19 protein-coding genes are annotated in these 19,037 nt (G+C 63.1%); 3 read left to right on the plus strand and 16 right to left on the minus strand.

Annotation, left to right across the window (positions count from 1 at the left end; genetic code table 11):
* Positions 1-90: 90 nt before the first annotated feature.
* The 7 genes from HXS66_RS08930 to flgB form a co-directional block, all read right to left on the minus strand.
* Positions 91-801: a flagellar basal body L-ring protein FlgH gene (locus HXS66_RS08930; protein ID WP_176503450.1), complete on the minus strand. Its 711-nt coding sequence runs from the start codon at positions 799-801 to the stop codon at positions 91-93.
* Between the two features lie 88 nt (positions 802-889).
* A complete protein-coding gene (gene flgG, locus HXS66_RS08935; RefSeq protein ID WP_176503340.1) occupies positions 890-1,672 on the minus strand; it encodes a flagellar basal-body rod protein FlgG in 783 nt (260 codons plus the stop codon).
* A gap of 26 nt (positions 1,673-1,698) precedes the next feature.
* Positions 1,699-2,466, minus strand: a complete 768-nt coding sequence (locus HXS66_RS08940; protein ID WP_176503341.1) for a flagellar basal body rod protein FlgF — start codon at positions 2,464-2,466, stop codon at positions 1,699-1,701.
* Between the two features lie 76 nt (positions 2,467-2,542).
* A complete protein-coding gene (gene flgE, locus HXS66_RS08945) occupies positions 2,543-3,802 on the minus strand; it encodes a flagellar hook protein FlgE (protein ID WP_176503342.1) in 1,260 nt (419 codons plus the stop codon).
* A gap of 135 nt (positions 3,803-3,937) precedes the next feature.
* The gene (locus HXS66_RS08950; RefSeq protein ID WP_176503343.1) at positions 3,938-4,627 is read right to left on the minus strand and encodes a flagellar hook assembly protein FlgD; all 690 of its coding nucleotides are present in this window, start codon (positions 4,625-4,627) and stop codon (positions 3,938-3,940) included.
* Between the two features lie 54 nt (positions 4,628-4,681).
* A complete protein-coding gene (flgC, locus tag HXS66_RS08955) occupies positions 4,682-5,158 on the minus strand; it encodes a flagellar basal body rod protein FlgC (protein ID WP_176503344.1) in 477 nt (158 codons plus the stop codon).
* Positions 5,158-5,577: a flagellar basal body rod protein FlgB gene (flgB, locus tag HXS66_RS08960; protein WP_176503345.1), complete on the minus strand. Its 420-nt coding sequence runs from the start codon at positions 5,575-5,577 to the stop codon at positions 5,158-5,160. The genes flgC and flgB overlap by 1 nt, the downstream gene beginning before the upstream one ends.
* A 562-nt stretch (positions 5,578-6,139) precedes the next feature.
* On the opposite strand from flgB, the gene flgA reads away from it, so the two are divergent.
* From flgA to HXS66_RS08975, 3 genes are all read left to right on the plus strand, one after another.
* Positions 6,140-6,769 carry a flagellar basal body P-ring formation chaperone FlgA gene (gene flgA, locus HXS66_RS08965; RefSeq protein ID WP_176503346.1) on the plus strand — a complete coding sequence of 210 codons (630 nt, stop codon included), beginning with the start codon at positions 6,140-6,142 and terminating at the stop codon, positions 6,767-6,769.
* A gap of 304 nt (positions 6,770-7,073) precedes the next feature.
* Entirely contained in the window at positions 7,074-7,352 is a 279-nt protein-coding gene (gene flgM, locus HXS66_RS08970) for a flagellar biosynthesis anti-sigma factor FlgM (protein WP_176503347.1), read from the plus strand.
* Positions 7,349-7,822 carry a flagella synthesis protein FlgN gene (locus HXS66_RS08975; protein ID WP_176503348.1) on the plus strand — a complete coding sequence of 158 codons (474 nt, stop codon included), beginning with the start codon at positions 7,349-7,351 and terminating at the stop codon, positions 7,820-7,822. Before flgM ends, HXS66_RS08975 begins: the two co-directional genes overlap by 4 nt.
* A 257-nt stretch (positions 7,823-8,079) precedes the next feature.
* Here the strand turns inward: HXS66_RS08975 and HXS66_RS08980 are convergent, their stop codons facing one another.
* The 9 genes from HXS66_RS08980 to HXS66_RS09020 form a co-directional block, all read right to left on the minus strand.
* Positions 8,080-8,520, minus strand: a complete 441-nt coding sequence (locus tag HXS66_RS08980) for a flagellar protein FlhE (protein ID WP_176503349.1) — start codon at positions 8,518-8,520, stop codon at positions 8,080-8,082.
* A gap of 232 nt (positions 8,521-8,752) precedes the next feature.
* Positions 8,753-10,849 (minus strand): flagellar biosynthesis protein FlhA, encoded by a 2,097-nt coding sequence (flhA, locus tag HXS66_RS08985; RefSeq protein ID WP_176503350.1) that lies wholly within the window; start codon positions 10,847-10,849, stop codon positions 8,753-8,755.
* Positions 10,850-11,022: 173 nt separating this feature from the next.
* On the minus strand, positions 11,023-12,372 hold the full coding sequence (gene flhB / locus HXS66_RS08990) for a flagellar biosynthesis protein FlhB (RefSeq protein WP_176503351.1): 1,350 nt from the start codon (positions 12,370-12,372) through the stop codon (positions 11,023-11,025).
* A 276-nt stretch (positions 12,373-12,648) separates the two neighbouring features.
* Positions 12,649-13,407 (minus strand): protein phosphatase CheZ, encoded by a 759-nt coding sequence (cheZ, locus tag HXS66_RS08995; protein WP_176503451.1) that lies wholly within the window; start codon positions 13,405-13,407, stop codon positions 12,649-12,651.
* 143 nt (positions 13,408-13,550) lie between these two features.
* The gene (gene cheY / locus HXS66_RS09000) at positions 13,551-13,940 is read right to left on the minus strand and encodes a chemotaxis response regulator CheY (RefSeq protein ID WP_131432094.1); all 390 of its coding nucleotides are present in this window, start codon (positions 13,938-13,940) and stop codon (positions 13,551-13,553) included.
* Positions 13,941-14,107: 167 nt separating this feature from the next.
* Complete coding sequence (locus HXS66_RS09005; RefSeq protein WP_176503353.1) at positions 14,108-15,301, minus strand: chemotaxis response regulator protein-glutamate methylesterase; 1,194 nt, start codon at positions 15,299-15,301, stop codon at positions 14,108-14,110.
* A gap of 156 nt (positions 15,302-15,457) precedes the next feature.
* The gene (locus HXS66_RS09010) at positions 15,458-16,324 is read right to left on the minus strand and encodes a CheR family methyltransferase (protein WP_176503354.1); all 867 of its coding nucleotides are present in this window, start codon (positions 16,322-16,324) and stop codon (positions 15,458-15,460) included.
* Between the two features lie 71 nt (positions 16,325-16,395).
* Positions 16,396-18,192 (minus strand): PAS domain-containing methyl-accepting chemotaxis protein, encoded by a 1,797-nt coding sequence (locus HXS66_RS09015; protein ID WP_176503355.1) that lies wholly within the window; start codon positions 18,190-18,192, stop codon positions 16,396-16,398.
* A 281-nt stretch (positions 18,193-18,473) separates the two neighbouring features.
* Complete coding sequence (locus HXS66_RS09020; protein WP_176503356.1) at positions 18,474-19,013, minus strand: chemotaxis protein CheW; 540 nt, start codon at positions 19,011-19,013, stop codon at positions 18,474-18,476.
* Between the last annotated feature and the right edge of the window lie 24 nt (positions 19,014-19,037).

Consider the following 19,037-nt stretch of genomic DNA (forward strand, 5'->3'; position numbering starts at 1 on the left):
TGATGGGACAGCATGGTGAGAAATCGGGACGAGCCATTCAGGGCGAGGCAATCTTCTGCAGAACAGGCCGCAGCAATCAGCACACCAGACTCAGAACGGCGCCAGATTGAGGAAGAAGCGCTGCATCCAGCCCATGTTCTGCGCCTCGTTGATATAGCCATCACCGACATATTCGATGCGTGCACTGGCAACCTGGGTGGATTGCACCGTATTGGCCGAGGAAATCGTGCGCGGATTGACCACCCCGGAGAAACGAATCGACTCGGTGCCCTGATTGATCGCGATGCGCTTCTCGCCGCGCACCTCCAGATTGCCGTTCGGTTGCACCTGACTGACCGTCACGGTGATGGTGCCGGTGAAACTGTTGTTGGCATTCGAGCCACCACTGCCGGTGAAGTCATTCTCGCCCTCGATATCGGCATCGGTGCCATCCAGCAGCCCCGTCATGAAATCGGGGATGGCGGTCAGCGAGAAACCGAGGCTGCCGTCGCGGCTGGCATTGCTGGCCGAGCTCTTGCTGGCGCTGACATTCTCATCGAGCAGAATGGTGATGATGTCGCCGATGGCACGCGGACGGCGATCCTCAAACAGCGGCTGGTTGCCATACAGCGGCTGGAAGATGGCGCCATTGGCCATCGGTTCCGGACGCGGCTGCATCGTCGATTCCATCGGCGTGGTATCGACCAGCGGCTCGCTGGGGATATGGGCACACCCGGCCCCTGCCAGCGTCATGGCCAGCATCGCCAATCCGGCCAGCGCGCGGCGCAGGCGACGCCAGCCAGGCAACGCCACTCCAGGCATCGCCAAGCCATTCTGGCGTGGGCAAACAGCTGACAGGGGTGGTAGTGCCACCACCGGGAGATCACGCGAAAGCGACATGCGACAACCCTTACATCTGGACCAGACGCTCCAGCATCTGATCGGTGGTGGTCACGGCCTTGGAATTGATCTCGTAGGCACGCTGGTTCTGGATCATGCCCACCATCTCTTCCACCACGTTGACGTTGGAGGTCTCGACGAAGCCCTGATAGAGAGTGCCCGCACCATTGAAGCCCGGCACGTTGTCACTGCGCGGCCCGGAGGCGTCGGTCTCGGAATACAGATTCTCGCCGCGACTGAACAGGCCCGTCGGGTTGATGAAGGTGGACAGCTGCAGCTGACCGACCTCGGTGCTGTTGGTGGAACCGGGCCGGGTGACACTGACCACGCCATCGGAGGCGATATCGACACTCAGGGCATTGGCCGGAATGACGATCGCCGGGTCCAGCGGGTAGCCACTGGCGGTGACCATCTGGCCGGTACTGTCGAGCTGGAAGGAGCCATCGCGGGTATAGGCATTGGTGCCATCCGGCAGCATCACCGCGAAGAAGCCCTGACCATTGATCGCGACATCCTTGGAGTTCTCGGTCTGCTCCAGATTGCCCTGGATGTGCAGACGCTCGGTGGCCACGGTGCGCACCCCGGTGCCCACCTGCAGCCCCGAGGGCAGCTCGGTGGTGGCAGAGGAGGCAGCGCCGGGCTGGCGCATGTTCTGGTAGAGCAGATCTTCAAACACCGCGCGCGACTGCTTGAAACCATTGGTCGAGACGTTGGCCAGGTTGTTGGCCGTGACATCCATCTGCATCTGCTGAGCTTCAAGGCCGCTCTTGGCTGTCCATAGGGCACGAATCATCAGGGGGCTCCGCCGTGATTACGGGGTCAGTCGGTACCAAGCAGGCTGTTGCCACGCTCGGCCATGCGCTCTGCCGTATCGATGCTCTTCATCTGCATCTCGAAACTGCGCGCGTTGTTGATCATGGCGACCATCGCGTCGGTCGCCGAGACGTTGCTGCTCTCCAGGGCGCCGGAGACGACCCGCACCAGCGGGTCGGCAGCCAGCGGTGGCGCAGCCTCTCCCGCCGCAGTCGGCGGCTGACGGAAATAGCCGTCCTCGCCGCGCACAAGCGCCGGGCTACCGGGAATGGCCTCGGGATTGACCAGCTTGAGCTGGGCCTGCAGCACCATGGTGTCAGGTGCATCCGCCGCCGAGCGCGCACTCACGCTGCCATCGGCGGAGATATGCACGATGGCGTTGAGCGGCAGCTCGATCGGCCCGCCATCGCCCATAACCGGCAAGCCGCCGGAGGTCAGGACACCATCGGCATCGATCTGCAGCGCGCCGTTGCGGGTGTAGAGCTCCTCGCCATTCGCGCCCTGCACGGCCAGCATGCCGGGGCCGTCCAGCGCGACATCCAGCGCGCGATCCGTGGTCTGGATCGTGCCCTGGGTCATCGAGGCGCCCGCGGTAGTCAGCTGACTGGAGACGCGTGTCGCCAACCCTTCGCCCTGCACATCCACCGCCCGCGACAGCGTCAGCATCTCGCGAAAGCCGGTGGTCGAGAGGTTGGCCAGGTTATGACTGGCGACATCCTGAGCCGCCAGGCTGCGCTGGGCGCCGCTCATGGCGGTGTAGAGCATTCTGTCCATCAGCCGACTCCGATCTGGTCAGATAACGCGCGCAGCGCTGGCGCTGTCAGGCGACATGGCATCATGTCAGCCCGGATCAACGCAGGTTGATCACGGTCTGCTGGACTTCGTCCTGCACCGAGATGGTCTGGGCATTCGACTGGTAGTTGCGCTGGGCGATGATCAGATCGACCAGCTCGGTGGTCAGGTCGACGTTGGAGGCTTCCACCGCACCCGAGACCACATCACCGAACACCCCCTCGCCCGGCACGCCGACCAGCGGCTCACCGGATTCCGCGGTTGCCAGCCAGCTGTTGTCGCCGTTAGGCTTGAGGCCCTGATCGTTGGCGAAATTGGCCAGCGAAATGGTGCCCAGCGTCTGGGTCAGTTCATTGGAGTAGCTGCCGATGACCCGCCCGTTACCGTCGATGGAGATCCCCACCAGGCTGCCCGAGGTGTAGCCATTCTGAGATATCGAGGTGACTTCATAGTCGTTGGCGTACTGGGTGCTACCTGTCAGATCGATGCTGAAGTTCATGTCTTCGGCACCGTTCGAAAGGGTGTAGGTCTTTGCTGACTGGGTATAGTCGCTGCTCAGCTGGCCATTGGTGCCGAAGCTTATCTGCTCCACCTGGACAGCGAAATCCACCGTCGGGGTGATGCCGGCATTCACATCCGACTGGTATTCGGCCGACTTGCCTGCAAAGTCCATCACATGTTGAACGTCCCAGTTGTTGCTGCCGGTCTTGGTATAGAACGACGTCACGACATGCTCACTTCCCAGGCTGTCATACACGGTCATCGACGACGCGTAGTCATAGCTGGTCGGATCCATGGGATCGAAAGTCGTCTCGGTCGGCTCGGCTTCAGAATCCAGATTGATGGATATCTGCGCGCCAAAGATGCTGTTGGCAAGGTTGTCCTGGGTCGCACTGGCCTCCAAGGGCGCGGTCGGTACCTGCAGCACGACGGGCTCGCCAGTGACCCGCTCGCCGGCATAGCCCGTCAGCTGGGCACCCTGCGTATTGACGATGTAACCATCGGCATCGACATTGAGCTGGCCATTGCGCGAATAGACCACCTGACCACTGCTGTCGGCAAAGCGCAGGAATCCTTCGCCGGAAATCGCGATATCGAGATCACGCCCAGTGGTTTCCAATGAACCAGTCGAGAAGTCCTGGGAGATGGAGGCTACCTGGACCCCGATACCCGCCGCCTGAGAACTGGCATAAAGATCCGCGAACTGGGTCTCGGAGGACTTGAAGCCTACCGTTTCCGAGTTGGCGATGTTGTTGCCGATCACATCCAGATTGGTTGCCGCCGCACTCAAGCCGCTCAATGCCTGTGAAAACGCCATGGTCTATCCCTTTGCTCACGATGAAAATGAAAGCCCGAGACCTGTCAGCGAGCTCGGGGGGGGCGGCCAAACGGCCTGAAACTGGAGGCCCGTCCGGCGGGCTCACTGGCGCTGTCCCGACGCCATGGGCTCAGATCAAAGCACCTGACGCACGGCGTCAAGACTGACGACACCCAACATCGGGCCCAGGTCCAGCTGAGCACCGCTATCGGTCTGATTGACGCCACTGACCACGCCGTAACTCAGCATCTGCAGGTCGTCATAGCTCTCCCCTGCACGCTCGGCCGTCACGGCCAGCTGGTAGGAGCCATCGGCGGCTTCAGTGCCATCATCCAGCAAACCGTCCCAGACGAAGCCATGAATACCCGCCTCCATTGCGCCCAACTCGAAGGTCTTGACCACGCTGCCATCCGCGCCCAGCACCTCGACGGTGGCGTTGTCGACATCGTCGGCCAACTCAAGACCGAAGGGTGTCGAGGTCGCGTTACCCACCAGCACCACATTGCCGCCGACCAGCACACCCTGATCGAGCAGACTGGCCGCCTGCAGTGCTTCATTGCTGGAAATCTGCGCCGTGATGCCCTCAAGCGTGGTATTGAGCTCTTCGATACCACTGACGGTGCTGATCTGGGCCAGTTGCGCGGTCAGGTCGGAATTCGACACCGGGTCCATCGGATCCTGGTTCTGCATCTGCGCCACCAGCAGGGTCATGAACTGATCATTGAGCTCCTCGGTACTGCTCACCGACTGCGTACTGTCGGTGACGCCGGAGGTCGTGGTGGTCTGGTTGATGCTGTTGAGCACACTGGTGTCTAGCGTCGCCATGCGGTTACCCGAAATCAGATGAAGCGGTCAGAAGGCCAAGGCCCTGAGCGAGTGTCAGTCACCCAGCGTCAACGTCTTGCGCAGCAGAGACTTGGAGGTATTGAAGACCTCGACATTGGCCTCGTAGGACTTGGAGGCTGCGATCATGTCGACCATCTCGGCGACCGGATCGACATTGGAGAAGGTCACATAGCCCTGCTCGTCGGCGAGGGGGTGATCGGGTCGATACTCCTGGCGCGCCGGGGCATCGCTCAACTCCACCGAGCTGACTCTGACGCCACCGAGGCCTACACTGCGCGACGCCATCTGTGTCGCCAGACTGCCACCGGCCAGGTTGGCCGTCGCAAGCGACGCATTGGCCTGATACGCGAGGGGCGCGTACTCGAACACCACCTGACGCGCCTGATAGGGCTTGCCATCCGTGCCCGCCACGCTGTCGGCGTTGGCCATGTTGCTGGCCACAGCATTGATGCGCTGCGACTGGGCTGCCATCGCGGAACCCGCGACGTTGAAGATGCTGAACGCTGCCATCAACTGTTCTCCGATTGCATGGCCAGACGCAGGCCCTGAATCTTGCCGGTCAGAAGCTCAAGGCTGGCCTCGTAATGCAGACTGTTGTCCGCGAAATTGACCCGCTCCACATCCATGTCGACGGTATTGCCATCCAGACTCGGCTGTGTCGGCACGCGATAGAGCAGGTCCGCGCCCTGCGACAGTCCCGCCCCGCTGGCAGCCTGATGGCCTGGCTGGGTCGTGTTCAGCGCAAGCGACCCCGGCGCGGCATTGCCCGCCGTCACCTTGGCCAGAGTGGCGGAGAAGTCAATATCGCGCGCCAGATAGCCGGGCGTGTCGGCATTGGCGATATTGGTGGCCAGCACCTGCTGACGCTCGGCACGAAGGCCCAGCGCCTGCTGGTGAAAGCTCATGAGAGAATCAAGTCGATCAAACATGGAAGTGCTCCGCTGTCGGCACCTCGCCCTGATGTGAGCAAGGGAACATCCATCGATCAGCTCACGCGTAAGGGAGCATGACGGAAAGCAGGACTGAGAATAGTCAGCCAGCGCCAGGATGAAGGTAAGAACAAGCCACTTTATCGCGGCTATTTCTGGCCATGCCGGTGTCGGGGGCGGATTACAATCTCTCGCGGCACTGATCCAGCGCCCTGAATCAGGGGCCTGAACCCGCCTTCCGCCCCGGACGCCACTCGCGATGAGAGACAGCATGCCGAAAATCAGCGTAGCGAAAGGCCTGACGGCGGCAAAAGGACTGTCTGTTTCAAGAAGAGTGACGACGACAAAAGGCCTGTGGCGCACCATCGCCAGCACCGGGCTATTGGCCCTGCTGCCCGCGGGGGCCGCAGTGCATGCCAACACCTCGGATGCTATCGACTCTGCCATTCAGCCGTCTGCCGCCCAGGCATCAGCAACAGCAACAGCCTCATCAATAGCCTCAACAACAGCGCCTTCAGTCAAAGACGCGCAGACACGCGCCATCGAGTCCCTGCGCTGGCAATTGAGCGACTTCTTCACTGCCGAGGACAGCGGCCCCGTCAGGGTGCGCATGCCCGGCGAGCCACCGCTGAGCGCGCCCGGCGAGGCCTCCGTACAACTCGAGCTGCGTCGCCTGCCCGCCCGCCTGAAAGACTGCTTGGCACCCCAGCTGAGCCTCAATGCCGCGCGCAGTGACCGCCATACACCGGGCCTCAAACGCCTGCAGCTACTGTGCGCCAACGGCCAGCAACATATCGTCAGCGTTCGTATGGAACGCTACGCCTGGCGTTTGAGCACGCCACAGCCGCTTGCGAGCGGCACCCTGCTGGCACCCGCGAGATTGACGCCGGTACTGACAGCCCTGGGCAAGTTGCGTGGCAATGGTTTCGAGAGCGCCGCGGCACTGTCAGGCTTCGAGGTACGCCGCCGCCTGCGCGCCGGCGAGGTCATCACCCGCAACAGCGTGCGCGCCATCCCGCTGGTAAACTTCGGCGATACCGTGACCTATCAGGTCAGCGGCACGGGTTTCAGCATGCAGCGCAGTGCACGGGCACTGGAGGCCGGGGGGCTCGATGAGCGCATCCGTATCGAACTCGCTCCGGGCGACTGGATGCGCGCCCGCGTCATCGGGCCACGGCGGGTAGCGCCATGATGACTTCTGTTGAGTTGAGTTGAGTTGAGCCGTGCCAACCCCGAGCCAGTCTATTGACTGCGCGCGGCCAGACACGACACGCTGACGCGCCGGAACGAGACACTGACGCTCAAAGGCCGAAATGCCTGCTACTGACAAGCCGCCACCCGCACCAGATACCTCATCCCTGAGGGACCATATTGCCTGTGTGGGGTAAAGCTTGTGCAGGCATGGCCGATAGTCGATTCAAGCGCGCAGATGACGCACGCAACCCATCCATGACAGGCTCCGTCGAGCCCGGCCCGACGGCCAGAGAGGACAGTCAATGAAGATTGAACATGGCGGCCCGATACAGCGCAGCGACACCCAAGCCCCGCGCGAACTGCGTCCCGAGACAGCCAGGGACACCACCGCCACCACGGCGGCGACCTCCACGGCCGACTCCACCCAGGTCGAGCTTTCCAGCAGCGCGATCGATGCGGGCCAGGACATCGACCAAGCGCGCGTCGACAGCCTCAAGCAGGCCATTGCCGATGGCAGCATCAAGATCGATGTCGACCGCATCGCACAAGGGCTGATCGATGCCTTCGAAGGTGACGCATGACACTCGATGACGCCTCGACGGCCTTGCTGGGCGAAATCTTTTCCGGCCTCGAGCAAGAGCTGAATGACTTCATCGCCCTGCTCGAGGAAGAACAGCGCCTGCTGGGCCAGCGCCTGCCGAGCGCGGCAGATCTTGACGCCTCGCGGGAAGCCAAGCTGGCCAACGCCGCCCGCCTGGAAGCGCTGGAGAGCCGCCGCCGCGGCTGGCTGAGCAGCGCAGGGCTCAGCAATGACCCACTGGAGCTGCATACGGTGCTCGCCAGCCAGCCGATACTGGCCACCCAGTGGTGGCATCTGGTAACGCTGACGCGCCGCGCCCAGGCACGCAATCGCCTGAATGGTGAGTTGATCGGTCAGCGCATGGCCCTGCACAGCAAGATTCTCGACAGCCTGCATCAACGTGCACCCAGCCATTACGGCGCCGATGGACGTCCGGCAGCGGGAGGCTCACGCCTGAACGTCTCGGCCTGACTGTTCTGACCAGACTGTCCTGGCCTGAGCGTCCTGACTTGAGTACCCAAGGCGTGAGGCCCGCGGGCTGCACACCTCGACTGCCTTTCCCTTTATTGACCCAGAAACACGCGAGGCCCGGCATTCTGCCGAGCCTCCAGAGACTGCTGATTCATGCCACTCGCCAGCCAATCAGCCAGCGATATTCAGCGCCTCATACCAGTCATTCATCGCCAGCCAGCCGAAGCCATTCCCCTTTCGCTGCCAACGACTAGCTGTCATGCGCTTGCCAGACTCTCGACATCGATCACCAGCTGGATGTCATCCAGATGTGCCGCCGGCTTGAGTACGCCACGCCCATTGCGATAGACCTTCAACGAGAAAGGCGCCGTCGCCAGCTCCCGGGTGGGCAGGGTCAACTTGCCACGCCGCGCCGCGAGCATGGCGCAGCGCTCCTCTAGGCAGAGCATGACCTGCCACTCCCCCGGCGCCCGCGTGAGCGAATAGCGCCAGTGAATCGCCGTGACGCGCGTCCTGTCTGGCGCCATCAGCCCGGAATCACGCACGGCATCTGCCACTGCCAGAGGGCGCATATACCAATGCCCCCGCTGAGCGATGGTCAGCGACTCGACGGACATCATCACCGCCGCGCTGGCTGCCTGCGCCGGCGTGGACAGCGCCGCTGCCCCCAGCGCTGCTGCTGTCATCAAGGCCGCCATCGGTGCTGTCCTGCTTCCAGGCTCCGCACTCAGCTTCGCTCTCGACACTATTCCCGCCCTGAGTGTCCTCCACCCTGTCACCACTCGCGTTCTTCTCTGCACCGCTGACTCCTTCAGATCCATCTTGCTGCAGACGCTCGACACTCCCCTTGCCGGCGCCCTCCCTGTCGCACTTGTCTGCCTTTGCGGCTTGTTGTTGTCTTGCTCGGTGGTGAGTCGCGCTGCCCTGGCGTCACGCCGCACGACCCCCGATCATCTGGGTGACCCGCAGCTCGCGGTCATCGGGAATCTCTGCCTGGGACAACACTGCCAGACTCTTGAAGCGACGACGCAGGAAACGCCCCACCAAGGGTCGAAGCGCATGCCCGACCACCAGTACGCTGGGCTCGCCATTGGCATCCTGCGCGGCGACGGCATTCTCGGCATGCTGCATCAAGGTATCGGCAAGACCGGGCTCCAGCGCATTGCCGCTGCTCAAGGCCTGCATCAACACCTGCTCAAGCTGCGCTTCAAGACCGATCACGCGCAGGACGCGTTCGGCGCCGAACCAGTACTGGGTGATGGCGCGTCCAAGCGCGACGCGCACCATGGCGGTCAGGTCATTGGGGTCCTTGCTGTGCGGGGCATGCTCTGCAAGCGCCTCGAGGATGGTACGCATGTCACGGATCGAGACCTCCTCATCCAGCAGGTTGTGCAGGATACGCTGCAGGGTGCCCTGACTGATCAAGGCCGGCACCACTTCCTCCACCAGGCCGCCATCCTGCGGACCCAGCTTCTCGAGCAGCTTGCTGACCTCACTGCGCCCGAGCAGCTGATCGGCATGGAGGGTCATCAGATGATTGAGGTGGGTCGTGATCACGGTCGGAGTGTCGACCACCGTGTAGCCATAGACCTGTGCCTGCTCGCGGGTTTCCGGCTCGATCCAGGTGGCGGCCAGGCTGAAGGCCGGCTCGGTGGTGGCCACGCCCGGCAGCTTGCCGGACACCTTGCCCGGGTTGATCGCCAGCCAGCGGCCCGGATAGGCCTCGCCTCGCCCGACCTCGGCACCCTTGAGGCTGATGACATACTGATTGGGCCCAAGCTCGAGGTTGTCGCGGATGTGTACCACCGGCGGCAGGAATCCGATCTCCTGGGCGTACTTGCGACGCACTCCCTTGATGCGCGCCAGCAACTCACCGCCCTGACGCATGTCGACCATCGCGATCAGGCGATGACCGACCTCCATCGTCAGCGGCTCCACCAGTCGCACGTCATCCCAGCTGGCCTCGCTGACTTCCTGTACGGCCGCGGCAGGCGCGGGCGCCGCCTCTTCCTTCGTCTCGCTGCTGACCTCCTTCTCGCGCTGGGCGGCCCACCACCCAAGCCCCGCCAGCAGCAAGGTGAAGAGAATGAAGACCATGTTGGGCATGCCCGGCACCAGACCCAGCAGCCCCATGACGCCAGCCGCCAACCACAGCACCTGCGAGCTCTTGAACAGCTGGCCGATCATCTGCTGACCGACGTCTTCATTGGTATTGACCCGCGACACCATCACGCCCGCGGCGGTCGAGATGACCAGCGACGGAATCTGGGCCACCAGACCATCGCCGATGGTCAGCAGCGTATAGGTACGCGCCGCATCGGACATGCTCAGGTCGTGCTGACCGACCCCGATGATCAGTCCGCCAATGATATTGACCACCATGATCACCAGCCCCGCCACCGCATCGCCGCGCACGAACTTGCTGGCACCGTCCATCGAGCCGAAGAAATCGGATTCCTGCGACACTTCCCGGCGGCGCTCGCGCGCCTGGTCCTCGCCGATCAGGCCGGCGTTGAGGTCGGCATCGATCGCCATCTGCTTGCCGGGCATGGCATCCAGCGTGAAGCGTGCGCCGACCTCGGCGATACGCCCGGCACCCTTGGTAATGACCATGAAGTTGATGATGACCAGAATCGAGAATACCACCAGACCGACGGCGAAGTTGCCGCCGACCAGAAACTGCCCGAAGGCCTCGATGACCTTGCCCGCCGAGTCACCGCCGTTGTGCCCTTCCAGCAGCACCACCCGCGTCGAGGCGACATTGAGCGACAGGCGCAGCAAGGTCGAGAACAGCAGCACCGCGGGGAAGGCCGAGAAGTCCAGCGGCTTCTGCGCAAACATGCTGACCATCAGGATCATGATCGACAGCGCGATATTGAAGGTGAACAGCAGATCGAGGATGAAGGGCGCCAGCGGCAACACCATCATCGACAGTATCATCATGATCAGCAGCGGCCCGGCCAGCACCTTCAGCTGGCTGGAGGTGTTGAGCCCCACGCGGTCAAACAGTGTCAGCAAGGTATTCATGCAAGCGGCTCATCGATCGTGAAGGACGTTGCGCGTGCCGCGCAGCGGCCCGGGCTTGGGGAGCGGAAATGGCGGTCAGTCATGGAATTCGGCTTGCAGCATCAGCTGCCAGGCACGGTCATCAAGATCGGCTATCAAGTTCGGTCATCAGCGTCGGTCATCGACTGCAATCTTCAACTTCCGGCACGAGGATCCGTCGTCGCGTCAGCGTCCGGTTCAGGCTTGGCGCTAGGCTGGAAAACCGCCCCGGCATCATCAGAATCATGATCAGAAGACATTGCGTCAGAGGGCGGCGCGCCTGCGGCTGAAACCTCAAGTTCGGCTGCCGGCTTCCCGCCATCACGCACGGCGCCAGGCGGACCAGCCGCCTCAGCCGTCCCTTGCACCTCCTCGGGCACCTGATACTCATCGGGAACCGACAGATCTGCCGGCAGGCTCGGGCGAAGACCACCCTGGTTGCGGGCCCGCTTGAGTCGCATTGCCCAGGCCAGCACCTCGGCGATCACCTGATAGAGCGCAATGGGAATTTCCTGCTCCAGATCGACATGGGTGTGCAGGGCACGCGCCAGGGGCGGCGCACTCAGCATCGGCACGCCGTTCGCCTCGCCCACTTCGCGAATGCGCAGCGCCACCTCATCACGCCCCTTGGCCACCACCCGCGGTGCGCGCATGTCGCCCTCGTGATAGACCAGCGCCACCGAGTAGTGCGTCGGGTTGTTGACGATGACATCGGCAGTGGGCACGGCGCTCATCATGCGCGCACGCGCCATGGCCTGCTGCTGCTGACGGATGCGCGCCTTGATCTGCGGGTCGCCATCCGTCTCCTTGTGCTCGCGCTTGATCTCCTCGAGGCTCATGCGCAGCTTCTTGGCGTGACTCCACAGCTGGTACGGCACATCCATCAGCGTCGGCACGATCAGCATCAATATCGCCAGCGCCGTACAGCGCGCCACGATCGCCAGCGCATCCGCCATGGCGTTGCCCAGCGGCATCATCATCAGCGCCATCAATTCCTGGCGCTGGGCATGCAGATACATCACCACCACGCCACCGATCAGTATCGACTTGGCGATGGTCTTGAGCAGCTCGGCCAGCGCCTGGGAGGACACCATCCTGCCCAGCCCCTTGACGGGATTGAGCTTGCCCAGCGACGGCGCCAGCGACTTGGTGGAGAACATCCAGCCGCCCAGCAGCACCGGGCCGACCAGCGCCAGCACCATCAGCAGGGCGAACAACGGCAACAGTGCCAGCAAGGCCTCCTGGCCCAGCATCAAGGCATTGGCAAGCATCACGCGACTGTCGAGTGCCTGAGCGCGATCAAAGCCGAACGAGGCGCCCAGCACACGTTCCAGGGTGTCGCCAAGCGGCCCGGCCAACAGCCACAGGCCTGCCGCACCTCCGCCGAGCAACAGAAAGGTCGCAAGCTCTCGCGAGCGGGGCACCTGCCCTTCCTCGCGGGCCTTCTGTATTCGGTGGGGCGTGGCCTCTTCTGTCTTGTCGTCGCTACTCTGCTCGTCAGCCACCGGCTACTCCGCCTGCCTCTGATCGCATCTGCCTGGACTGCCGATGTGCATGGCACTTGTTCTCACTGGCGGCACGGCGAACGCATCATGCCGAGAATGGCCTCATTGTGGCAAACGCAGCAGGGATCAAAGCGCGGAATAGCGCCCAAAAACGCCCTTGCCCACCACACGGGGCGTGGCAGGCAAGGGCATGACGGACAAGAGTTGAAGGGCAAGGATATGAAGGACGAGGTTATGAAGCACAAGACCCAGCAGGTGCTACTAACAAGAAAGGCGCTAGAAGCCGAGGCTATCCAGCAGGTCATCGACCTCATCCTGACTGGCGACGACCCCCGGCGCATCGGCTCGCACCTGGGGGCCATTGAGCAAGGCGCCAGACTGGACGTCTCCGGTGATGGGGGCTTCCTGATCGTCCAGCGCCGAGGCTGAAAGCTCTGCTGCCGGAAGCCTTGCAGCGGCCGACGTGGTGGCGGCCTGTCCCGAAGACGCCATCGCCGAACGTGCATGGCTCTCCGGGACATTGTCGAGCAGCAACTGCAACAGCTGCATCTCGATCTGCTGGATGACATCCATCATGCGCTTGATCACCTGACCGGTAAGGTCCTGGAAATCCTGCGCCATCATGATCTCGAGCAATTCACTGTTGGTGGCGCTGGCCTGATCAGGCACCACGGCCAGATAGGCACGCGTGTCGATCACCAGCTCACGCGCCTGATCCAGGGCCACCGGCTCGGCAAACCAGGCATCCCAGCGCCCGCTGAGCGACTTCGCCTCACTGGCCAGAGCATCCTGCAGCGGCTGGGCTCGCTCACAGGCATTGAGGGCACGATCTGCTGCCTGCTCTGTCTTGCTGGCCACGTAATTGAGGCGATCACGAGCATCGGGGATCGCCTCGGCAGCACGTTCGATCTCGCGATCCAGCCCCAGCTCACGCATGTTGTCGCGCAGCATGCGCGTCAGCTGGCCGATACGCCGAATCAGGTCTTCGCTGCTGTCCCCTGTCCTAGCGAGGTTGGCTGCCCCATCGCGCGCCATCACACCAGGATCAGCGCCCGAGGATGACTGGGGTTCAGATGATGATTCCAGATGACTCATGACACCCTCCTTGATGTGACCAACCACGCTGAGCGGGCCAGCCTTGCCTGATCAGCGCGGCGCGACCAGCGTGGTCCGATGGCTCAGAGGCCGTGTTTCTCGAAGACCTTGCCCAGCTTCTCTTCCAGCACCGCCGCCGTGAAGGGCTTGACCACATAGCCACTGGCACCGGCCTGGGCGGCGGCAATGATGTTTTCCTTCTTGGCCTCAGCGGTGACCATCAGCACCGGCAACGTGGCCGTGGCGGGATTGGCACGCACGCGTCTGAGCATCTCGAGCCCATCGAGGTTGGGCATGTTCCAGTCGGAGATCACCAGCTCGAAGCTGCCTTGATTCAGGAACTCCAGGGCCTGTTGCCCATCTTCGGCTTCCTCCACATTGGTGAAGCCAAGCTCCTTGAGCAGGTTACGCACGATCCGACGCATGGTGGGAAAGTCGTCGACGACGAGGATTCGCAGGTTCTTGTCGGCCATCAGCGGTCGGGCTCTCTTCCATAATCACATGAGGGGACGGCTGAAAATTCCAGCCTTGTGAGGGGGTTATCGGCCACAAGCAGGCAGACTTTATCCTCTGCGCCCTTCTTCTCCTTGCCGGCGACTCACACCCACATAACATCCAGGCCCAGGCAGATCGAAGCGGTCTAGACGCGCTGCGAACGCCCGGCCAGCTGTACCTGGTGGAGCAGATGCCCACTGATGCGACTCAGCGGCAATACGCTTTCCGCGGCCCCGAGCTCGACAGCTTCCCGCGGCATGCCATAGACCACGCAGCTTTGCTCGTCCTGAGCGATGGTGTGGGCGCCGGCTTCACGCATCTGCAACAACCCCCGAGCGCCATCGCGGCCCATGCCGGTGAGGATCACGCCCACGGCGTTGCGACCGGCTACCCGCGCCACGGAATCGAACAGCACATCCACCGACGGGCGGTGACGATTGACCGGCGGACGCTGGTCAAGGGTGACCACATAGTTGGCTCCGCTGCGCGACAGCGTCAGGTGGGCGTCGCCAGGCGCGATATAGGCGTGCCCCGGCAGAATGCGCTCACCGTGCGCGGCTTCCTTGACGGCGATACGACACAGTCCATTGAGGCGCTCGGCGAATGAACGCGTGAAGCCTGGCGGCATGTGCTGTGTCACCAGAATGGCCGGCGCATCCGCCGGCAATGACTGCAATACCGCGCGTATCGCCTCGGTCCCGCCGGTCGAGGCCCCCACCGCGATCAACTTCTCACTCGACAGCAATGGCCGGCGGCTGGCCACAGCGGCCGCAGGCGCACTGACCGTGCCCTGACTGACCGAAGCGGCGAATGACCTGTCTGCCAGACTGGATGGATATGGATTGGACTGAGCCGGATTGGACAGGGTCGAATTGGACAGAACCGAGTCGGCCTGTGCACCGCCAGCCGATGGCGACGTCACGGCGCGACCCACAGGCCGGATACGCGCCCGCGCGGCGGCGCGAATCTTGTCGGCAATCGTCTCGGCATACTCGAGCATGCCGCCACGTATGCCCAGGCGCGGCTTGGAGACGAAATCCACCGCGCCCAGCTCCAGCGCACGCAGAGTGATTTCCCCGCCGCGCTCGGTCAGCGAAGACACCATCACCACCGGCATCGGTCGCAGACGCATCAGGCGCTCGAGGAAATCCAGCCCATCCATGCGCGGCATTTCCACATCCAGCGTCAGCACATCCGGATCGTGGCGCTTGATCAGGTCTCGCGCGACCAGCGGGTCCGGCGCGGTGGCCACGACCTGCATGTCAGGCTGGGCATTGATGATCTCGGCCATCAACTCACGAATCAGCGCGGAGTCATCGACACACAGCACACGGATCATGCGCCCCGCCCCGCCCCGGGGCATGCCTGCGCCAGCAGCTGCACTTGAGTTCGAATCTGGCCTTGAACCTGCATTTGACCTTGAGACCGAGCATGACGATGAAGCGGGGGTAGGCATCCAGACACTCCTGGAGAGTGGGTAAAGGAAAGGGAATCATCACCGGCCATCACGACGCATCAGACCCTCTCCCTGGGGGGGGCGAGACAGGGTATAGACCGTCTGGCCACGCAGCGTGAAGGCATCATTGAGCCATGAGAAATTCTCGGAATGGCCGGCAAATAGCAGTCCATCGGGCTTGAGCATCAGTGCGAAGCGGTCCAGCAGGCGTGACTGGGTCTGCTTGTCGAAATAGATCATCACGTTGCGACAGAAGATCACGTCAAAGCCGCTACCGAGATCCCAGTGGCTATCCAGCAGATTCAGGTGGCGAAAGCGCACCAGCTGCTTGATCTCCGGGCGCACCCTCACCAGTCCCTGGCGACTGCCGCTGCCACGCAGCATGAAGCGCTTGCAGCGTTGCTCACCCAGTTTGGCGATGCGCTCGAAGGGGTAGATGCCGAGTTCGGCTTCCCGCAGCGCGTCCGTGTCGATATCGGTGGCGATCAGCTCGACCTGATTCGCCGCGGCTCCCAACACCTCGCGCAGCACCATCGCGATGGAATAGGGCTCCTCCCCGGTCGAGGCGGCCGCACACCAGATACGCAGCGGCGCTCGCTGACTCGACGTCTGGCGCTGCAGGCGCTCGCGCAGGAAGTTCTCGAGCATCACGAAGTGATGGGGCTCGCGAAAGAACGCGGTCAGATTGGTGGTCAGCGAGTTGATGAAGGCAGGCCACTCGTCGTGATCACTGCGACTCAGGCTGGCCTCCAGCATGGTCAGATAGTCATGGAAACGCGTCAGACCATGCACTCTGAGCCGGCGCGACAGACGGCTATAGACCATCTCACGCTTGTGACGCGCCAGCACGATGCCGGCGCGCTGATAGATGAGGCGCGCGATGCGCTCGAAGTCGTCATCGGTCATCACCAGGTCCCGCCCGAGGGTATGGGAGGCCGGCGATGGGGCGGACCAGACGGGTGGCGGCGTGAGATCTGTCACCGTCGCGGACCCTGTGAGCCGCCAGGCACATGCGCTCGAGTCGCGGCCTGAGCGTGCACGGAAGAAGTCTGCTCGGCTGAGGCGTCCCCCGGCAGGCGTGCGGGAATCTGCTCCGGGCCTTCGCCGCCAAAGCGGAAGACGTTGACCGCATGCGACAGCCCCGCGACCGAACGCTCGAGATCCTGCGCCAGATGGGCGCTGCTCATCACACGATGGGCGTTCTGCTGAGTGGCCTGGTCCATCTCGTTGATGGCGGTATTGATCTGCTCGATGCCGCCGCTCTGCTCACGCGAGGCCGAGGAGATCTCGGCGATCAGATCATTGACCCGCGAGATGCCGGTCACGATCGCCTCCATGGTGCCGCGCGCCGCCTCGACCTGATCACCGCCATCGCTGATCTCCCGCTGGGTGGTATCGATCAGCGCCTTGATCTCGCGCGCCGCCTCGGCGCTGCGGGAGGCCAGATTGCGCACCTCACCGGCCACCACGGCAAAGCCGCGGCCATGTTCACCGGCGCGTGCGGCCTCCACCGAGGCATTGAGGGCCAGCAGGTTGGTCTGGAAGGCGATCGAGTCGATCACCTTGATGATGTCGGCCATCTTTTCAGAGGTGGCGGTAATCCCCTGCATGCGCACCACCACCGCCTGCATCGCCTCGCCACCTTCATTGGAGGAGCGCGTGGCCTGATCAGCCAGTTGCGAGACCTGGATGGCATTGTCGGCATTCTGGCGCACGGTGCCGGTCATCTGCTCCATGCTGGCCGCCGTCTCTTCCAGCGATGCCGCCTGCTGTTCGACCCGCGCCGAGAATTCCTGATTGCCGTGCGCCATGTCGCCAGCGGCAGGCCTGACCACATTGATGCCCGCATTGACCTCGCTGACGATGCCGACCAGCGACTTGCGCATGCTGTCCAGCGCTCGCACCAGGCGTGCCATCTCATCATTGCCCGCCAGCGTCATCGACTGGGAAAGATTGCCCGCGGCGATCTGGCGCGCGAAATCCAGGGTGCTGCGCAGCGGACGAACCAGACTGCGGTAGGTACGCAGCGCCAACCACAGCGACACCACGCCCACGCCAGCGAAGGCGGCCCACAGACCCCACTGCAGACGCGCATGGCTCGCCTCAAGCGCTTGTTGGCGCTGCTCGAGCGTCGCCAGCTGCGCCGCGGGTAGCTCGGCAGACAGTTGGGTCAGCACCGCGCGGGCATGCGCCTGGCTATCGGCCAGCACCTGCAGCAGCTCGCTGCCCATCATGGCTCCGGCCACCAGCGGCAGTGCGGCCAGCAGCGCGATACGCGGCGCCATGCGCCACTGGGTGAGGCGCTTGAAGGCCCCTATGAGGCCAGCACGCACGATGCGACCCTTGCTCAAGCGATAGTCGCGCTTGCCCTGCTTGAGGCCCGCGTAGACCTGCTCAGCCCGGGCGATCTGCTCGCGACTGGCCTTGACGCGCACCGAGGCAAAGCCCATCACCTCGCCCTGTTCGATCAGCGGCGTCACACAGGCGTCGACCCAGTAATAGTCGCCATTCTCGCGTCGATTCTTGACCAGTCCCTGCCAGCTTTCGCCATGCTTGAGCGTCGACCAAAGATTCTCGAAGGCGGCTTCTGGCATGTCGGGGTGGCGCACCAGATTGTGCGGCGCACCGATCAAGGCATCACGCGTGAAGCCACTGACCTCGATGAAGACAGAGTTGGCGTAGGTGATGCGTCCCTTGAGATCAGTACGCGAGATCAGGTAGTCATGCTCACCAATGGGGTATTCCCTTGCCGTCACCGGCTGATTGTTTCGCATTGCCCTTGCTTAGCCTCGTACTCGTCACAGCGTGATCGTCATTGACCCGGCGAGACCACTGACCGGCAGCATGACCGTCATTGCCCGGTACAGCCGCCCACGACCTTGTGGTGCACACCTTATCGGCCGCTGTCGGCCGTTCTTGAACGCAAGAGCGCCGCTGACCAGCAGGCCAGCGGCGCTCGAGACGAAACGGGGGGAAAATCTCGCGAGATCAGGCGAGCACACGCCGCAGGCAACATGCCGCGCTTTGCGCCTGACTCATGCCGCGAGACAGTAGGTCATGCCGGCTGCGCCGCGGGCTCCATCAGCGCCATTTCATCACTGGTCATCATGTGCTCGATATCCATGATCAGCAGCATATGATCATTGACGGTCGCCAGCCCCGCCAGGAAGTCACTGTTCATGCGCGCACCGAATTCCGGCGGCGGCAGCACCTGATCGGCCGCAAGGCTGATCACATCGGAGACGCCATCGACGACGATGCCGACCACACGCTCACCAATATTGATCACGATCACCACCGTCTGCGCCGTGTATTCGGCCTGCCCCAGTTGAAACTTCAGCCGCAGATCGACGATCGGCACGATGACGCCACGCAGGTTGGTCACACCCTTGATGAAGGCCGGTGCATTGGCGATACGCGTGACGTTCTCGTAACCGCGAATCTCCTGCACCTTGAGGATATCCACGGCGTAGTGCTCCTCGCCGAGGCTGAATACCAGGTATTCGCCGCCGTCATTGACCTTGGAGGCGTGGTCCTGCGCCAGGCCGACATTGGACGTCTGCGCCGCGGCAACTTGAGTGTGAGACATGCTCATCTCCTGTCTGTGATGGGGTGACGC

It is taken from the genome of Cobetia sp. 5-11-6-3 (assembly GCF_013374055.1).
Classification (GTDB): domain Bacteria; phylum Pseudomonadota; class Gammaproteobacteria; order Pseudomonadales; family Halomonadaceae; genus Cobetia; species Cobetia marina.

What these genes read in the sequence shown, in the direction of transcription:
- HXS66_RS08950 (WP_176503343.1), bottom strand. Translation starts at nt 4,627, where the DNA reads ATGGCGACGCTAGACACCAGTGTGCTCAACAGCATCAACCAGACCACC.
- HXS66_RS09010 (WP_176503354.1), bottom strand. Translation starts at nt 16,324, where the DNA reads ATGACCGATGACGACTTCGAGCGCATCGCGCGCCTCATCTATCAGCGC.
- HXS66_RS08940 (WP_176503341.1), bottom strand. Translation starts at nt 2,466, where the DNA reads ATGGACAGAATGCTCTACACCGCCATGAGCGGCGCCCAGCGCAGCCTG.
- HXS66_RS08930 (WP_176503450.1), bottom strand. Translation starts at nt 801, where the DNA reads ATGCCTGGAGTGGCGTTGCCTGGCTGGCGTCGCCTGCGCCGCGCGCTG.
- flgM (WP_176503347.1), top strand. Translation starts at nt 7,074, where the DNA reads ATGAAGATTGAACATGGCGGCCCGATACAGCGCAGCGACACCCAAGCC.
- cheZ (WP_176503451.1), bottom strand. Translation starts at nt 13,407, where the DNA reads ATGGCGCGCGATGGGGCAGCCAACCTCGCTAGGACAGGGGACAGCAGC.
- flgG (WP_176503340.1), bottom strand. Translation starts at nt 1,672, where the DNA reads ATGATTCGTGCCCTATGGACAGCCAAGAGCGGCCTTGAAGCTCAGCAG.
- HXS66_RS09005 (WP_176503353.1), bottom strand. Translation starts at nt 15,301, where the DNA reads ATGATCCGTGTGCTGTGTGTCGATGACTCCGCGCTGATTCGTGAGTTG.
- flgB (WP_176503345.1), bottom strand. Translation starts at nt 5,577, where the DNA reads ATGTTTGATCGACTTGATTCTCTCATGAGCTTTCACCAGCAGGCGCTG.
- HXS66_RS08975 (WP_176503348.1), top strand. Translation starts at nt 7,349, where the DNA reads ATGACACTCGATGACGCCTCGACGGCCTTGCTGGGCGAAATCTTTTCC.
- cheY (WP_131432094.1), bottom strand. Translation starts at nt 13,940, where the DNA reads ATGGCCGACAAGAACCTGCGAATCCTCGTCGTCGACGACTTTCCCACC.
- HXS66_RS09015 (WP_176503355.1), bottom strand. Translation starts at nt 18,192, where the DNA reads ATGCGAAACAATCAGCCGGTGACGGCAAGGGAATACCCCATTGGTGAG.
- flgC (WP_176503344.1), bottom strand. Translation starts at nt 5,158, where the DNA reads ATGGCAGCGTTCAGCATCTTCAACGTCGCGGGTTCCGCGATGGCAGCC.
- HXS66_RS08980 (WP_176503349.1), bottom strand. Translation starts at nt 8,520, where the DNA reads ATGGCGGCCTTGATGACAGCAGCAGCGCTGGGGGCAGCGGCGCTGTCC.
- flgE (WP_176503342.1), bottom strand. Translation starts at nt 3,802, where the DNA reads ATGGCGTTTTCACAGGCATTGAGCGGCTTGAGTGCGGCGGCAACCAAT.
- flhA (WP_176503350.1), bottom strand. Translation starts at nt 10,849, where the DNA reads ATGAATACCTTGCTGACACTGTTTGACCGCGTGGGGCTCAACACCTCC.
- HXS66_RS09020 (WP_176503356.1), bottom strand. Translation starts at nt 19,013, where the DNA reads ATGAGCATGTCTCACACTCAAGTTGCCGCGGCGCAGACGTCCAATGTC.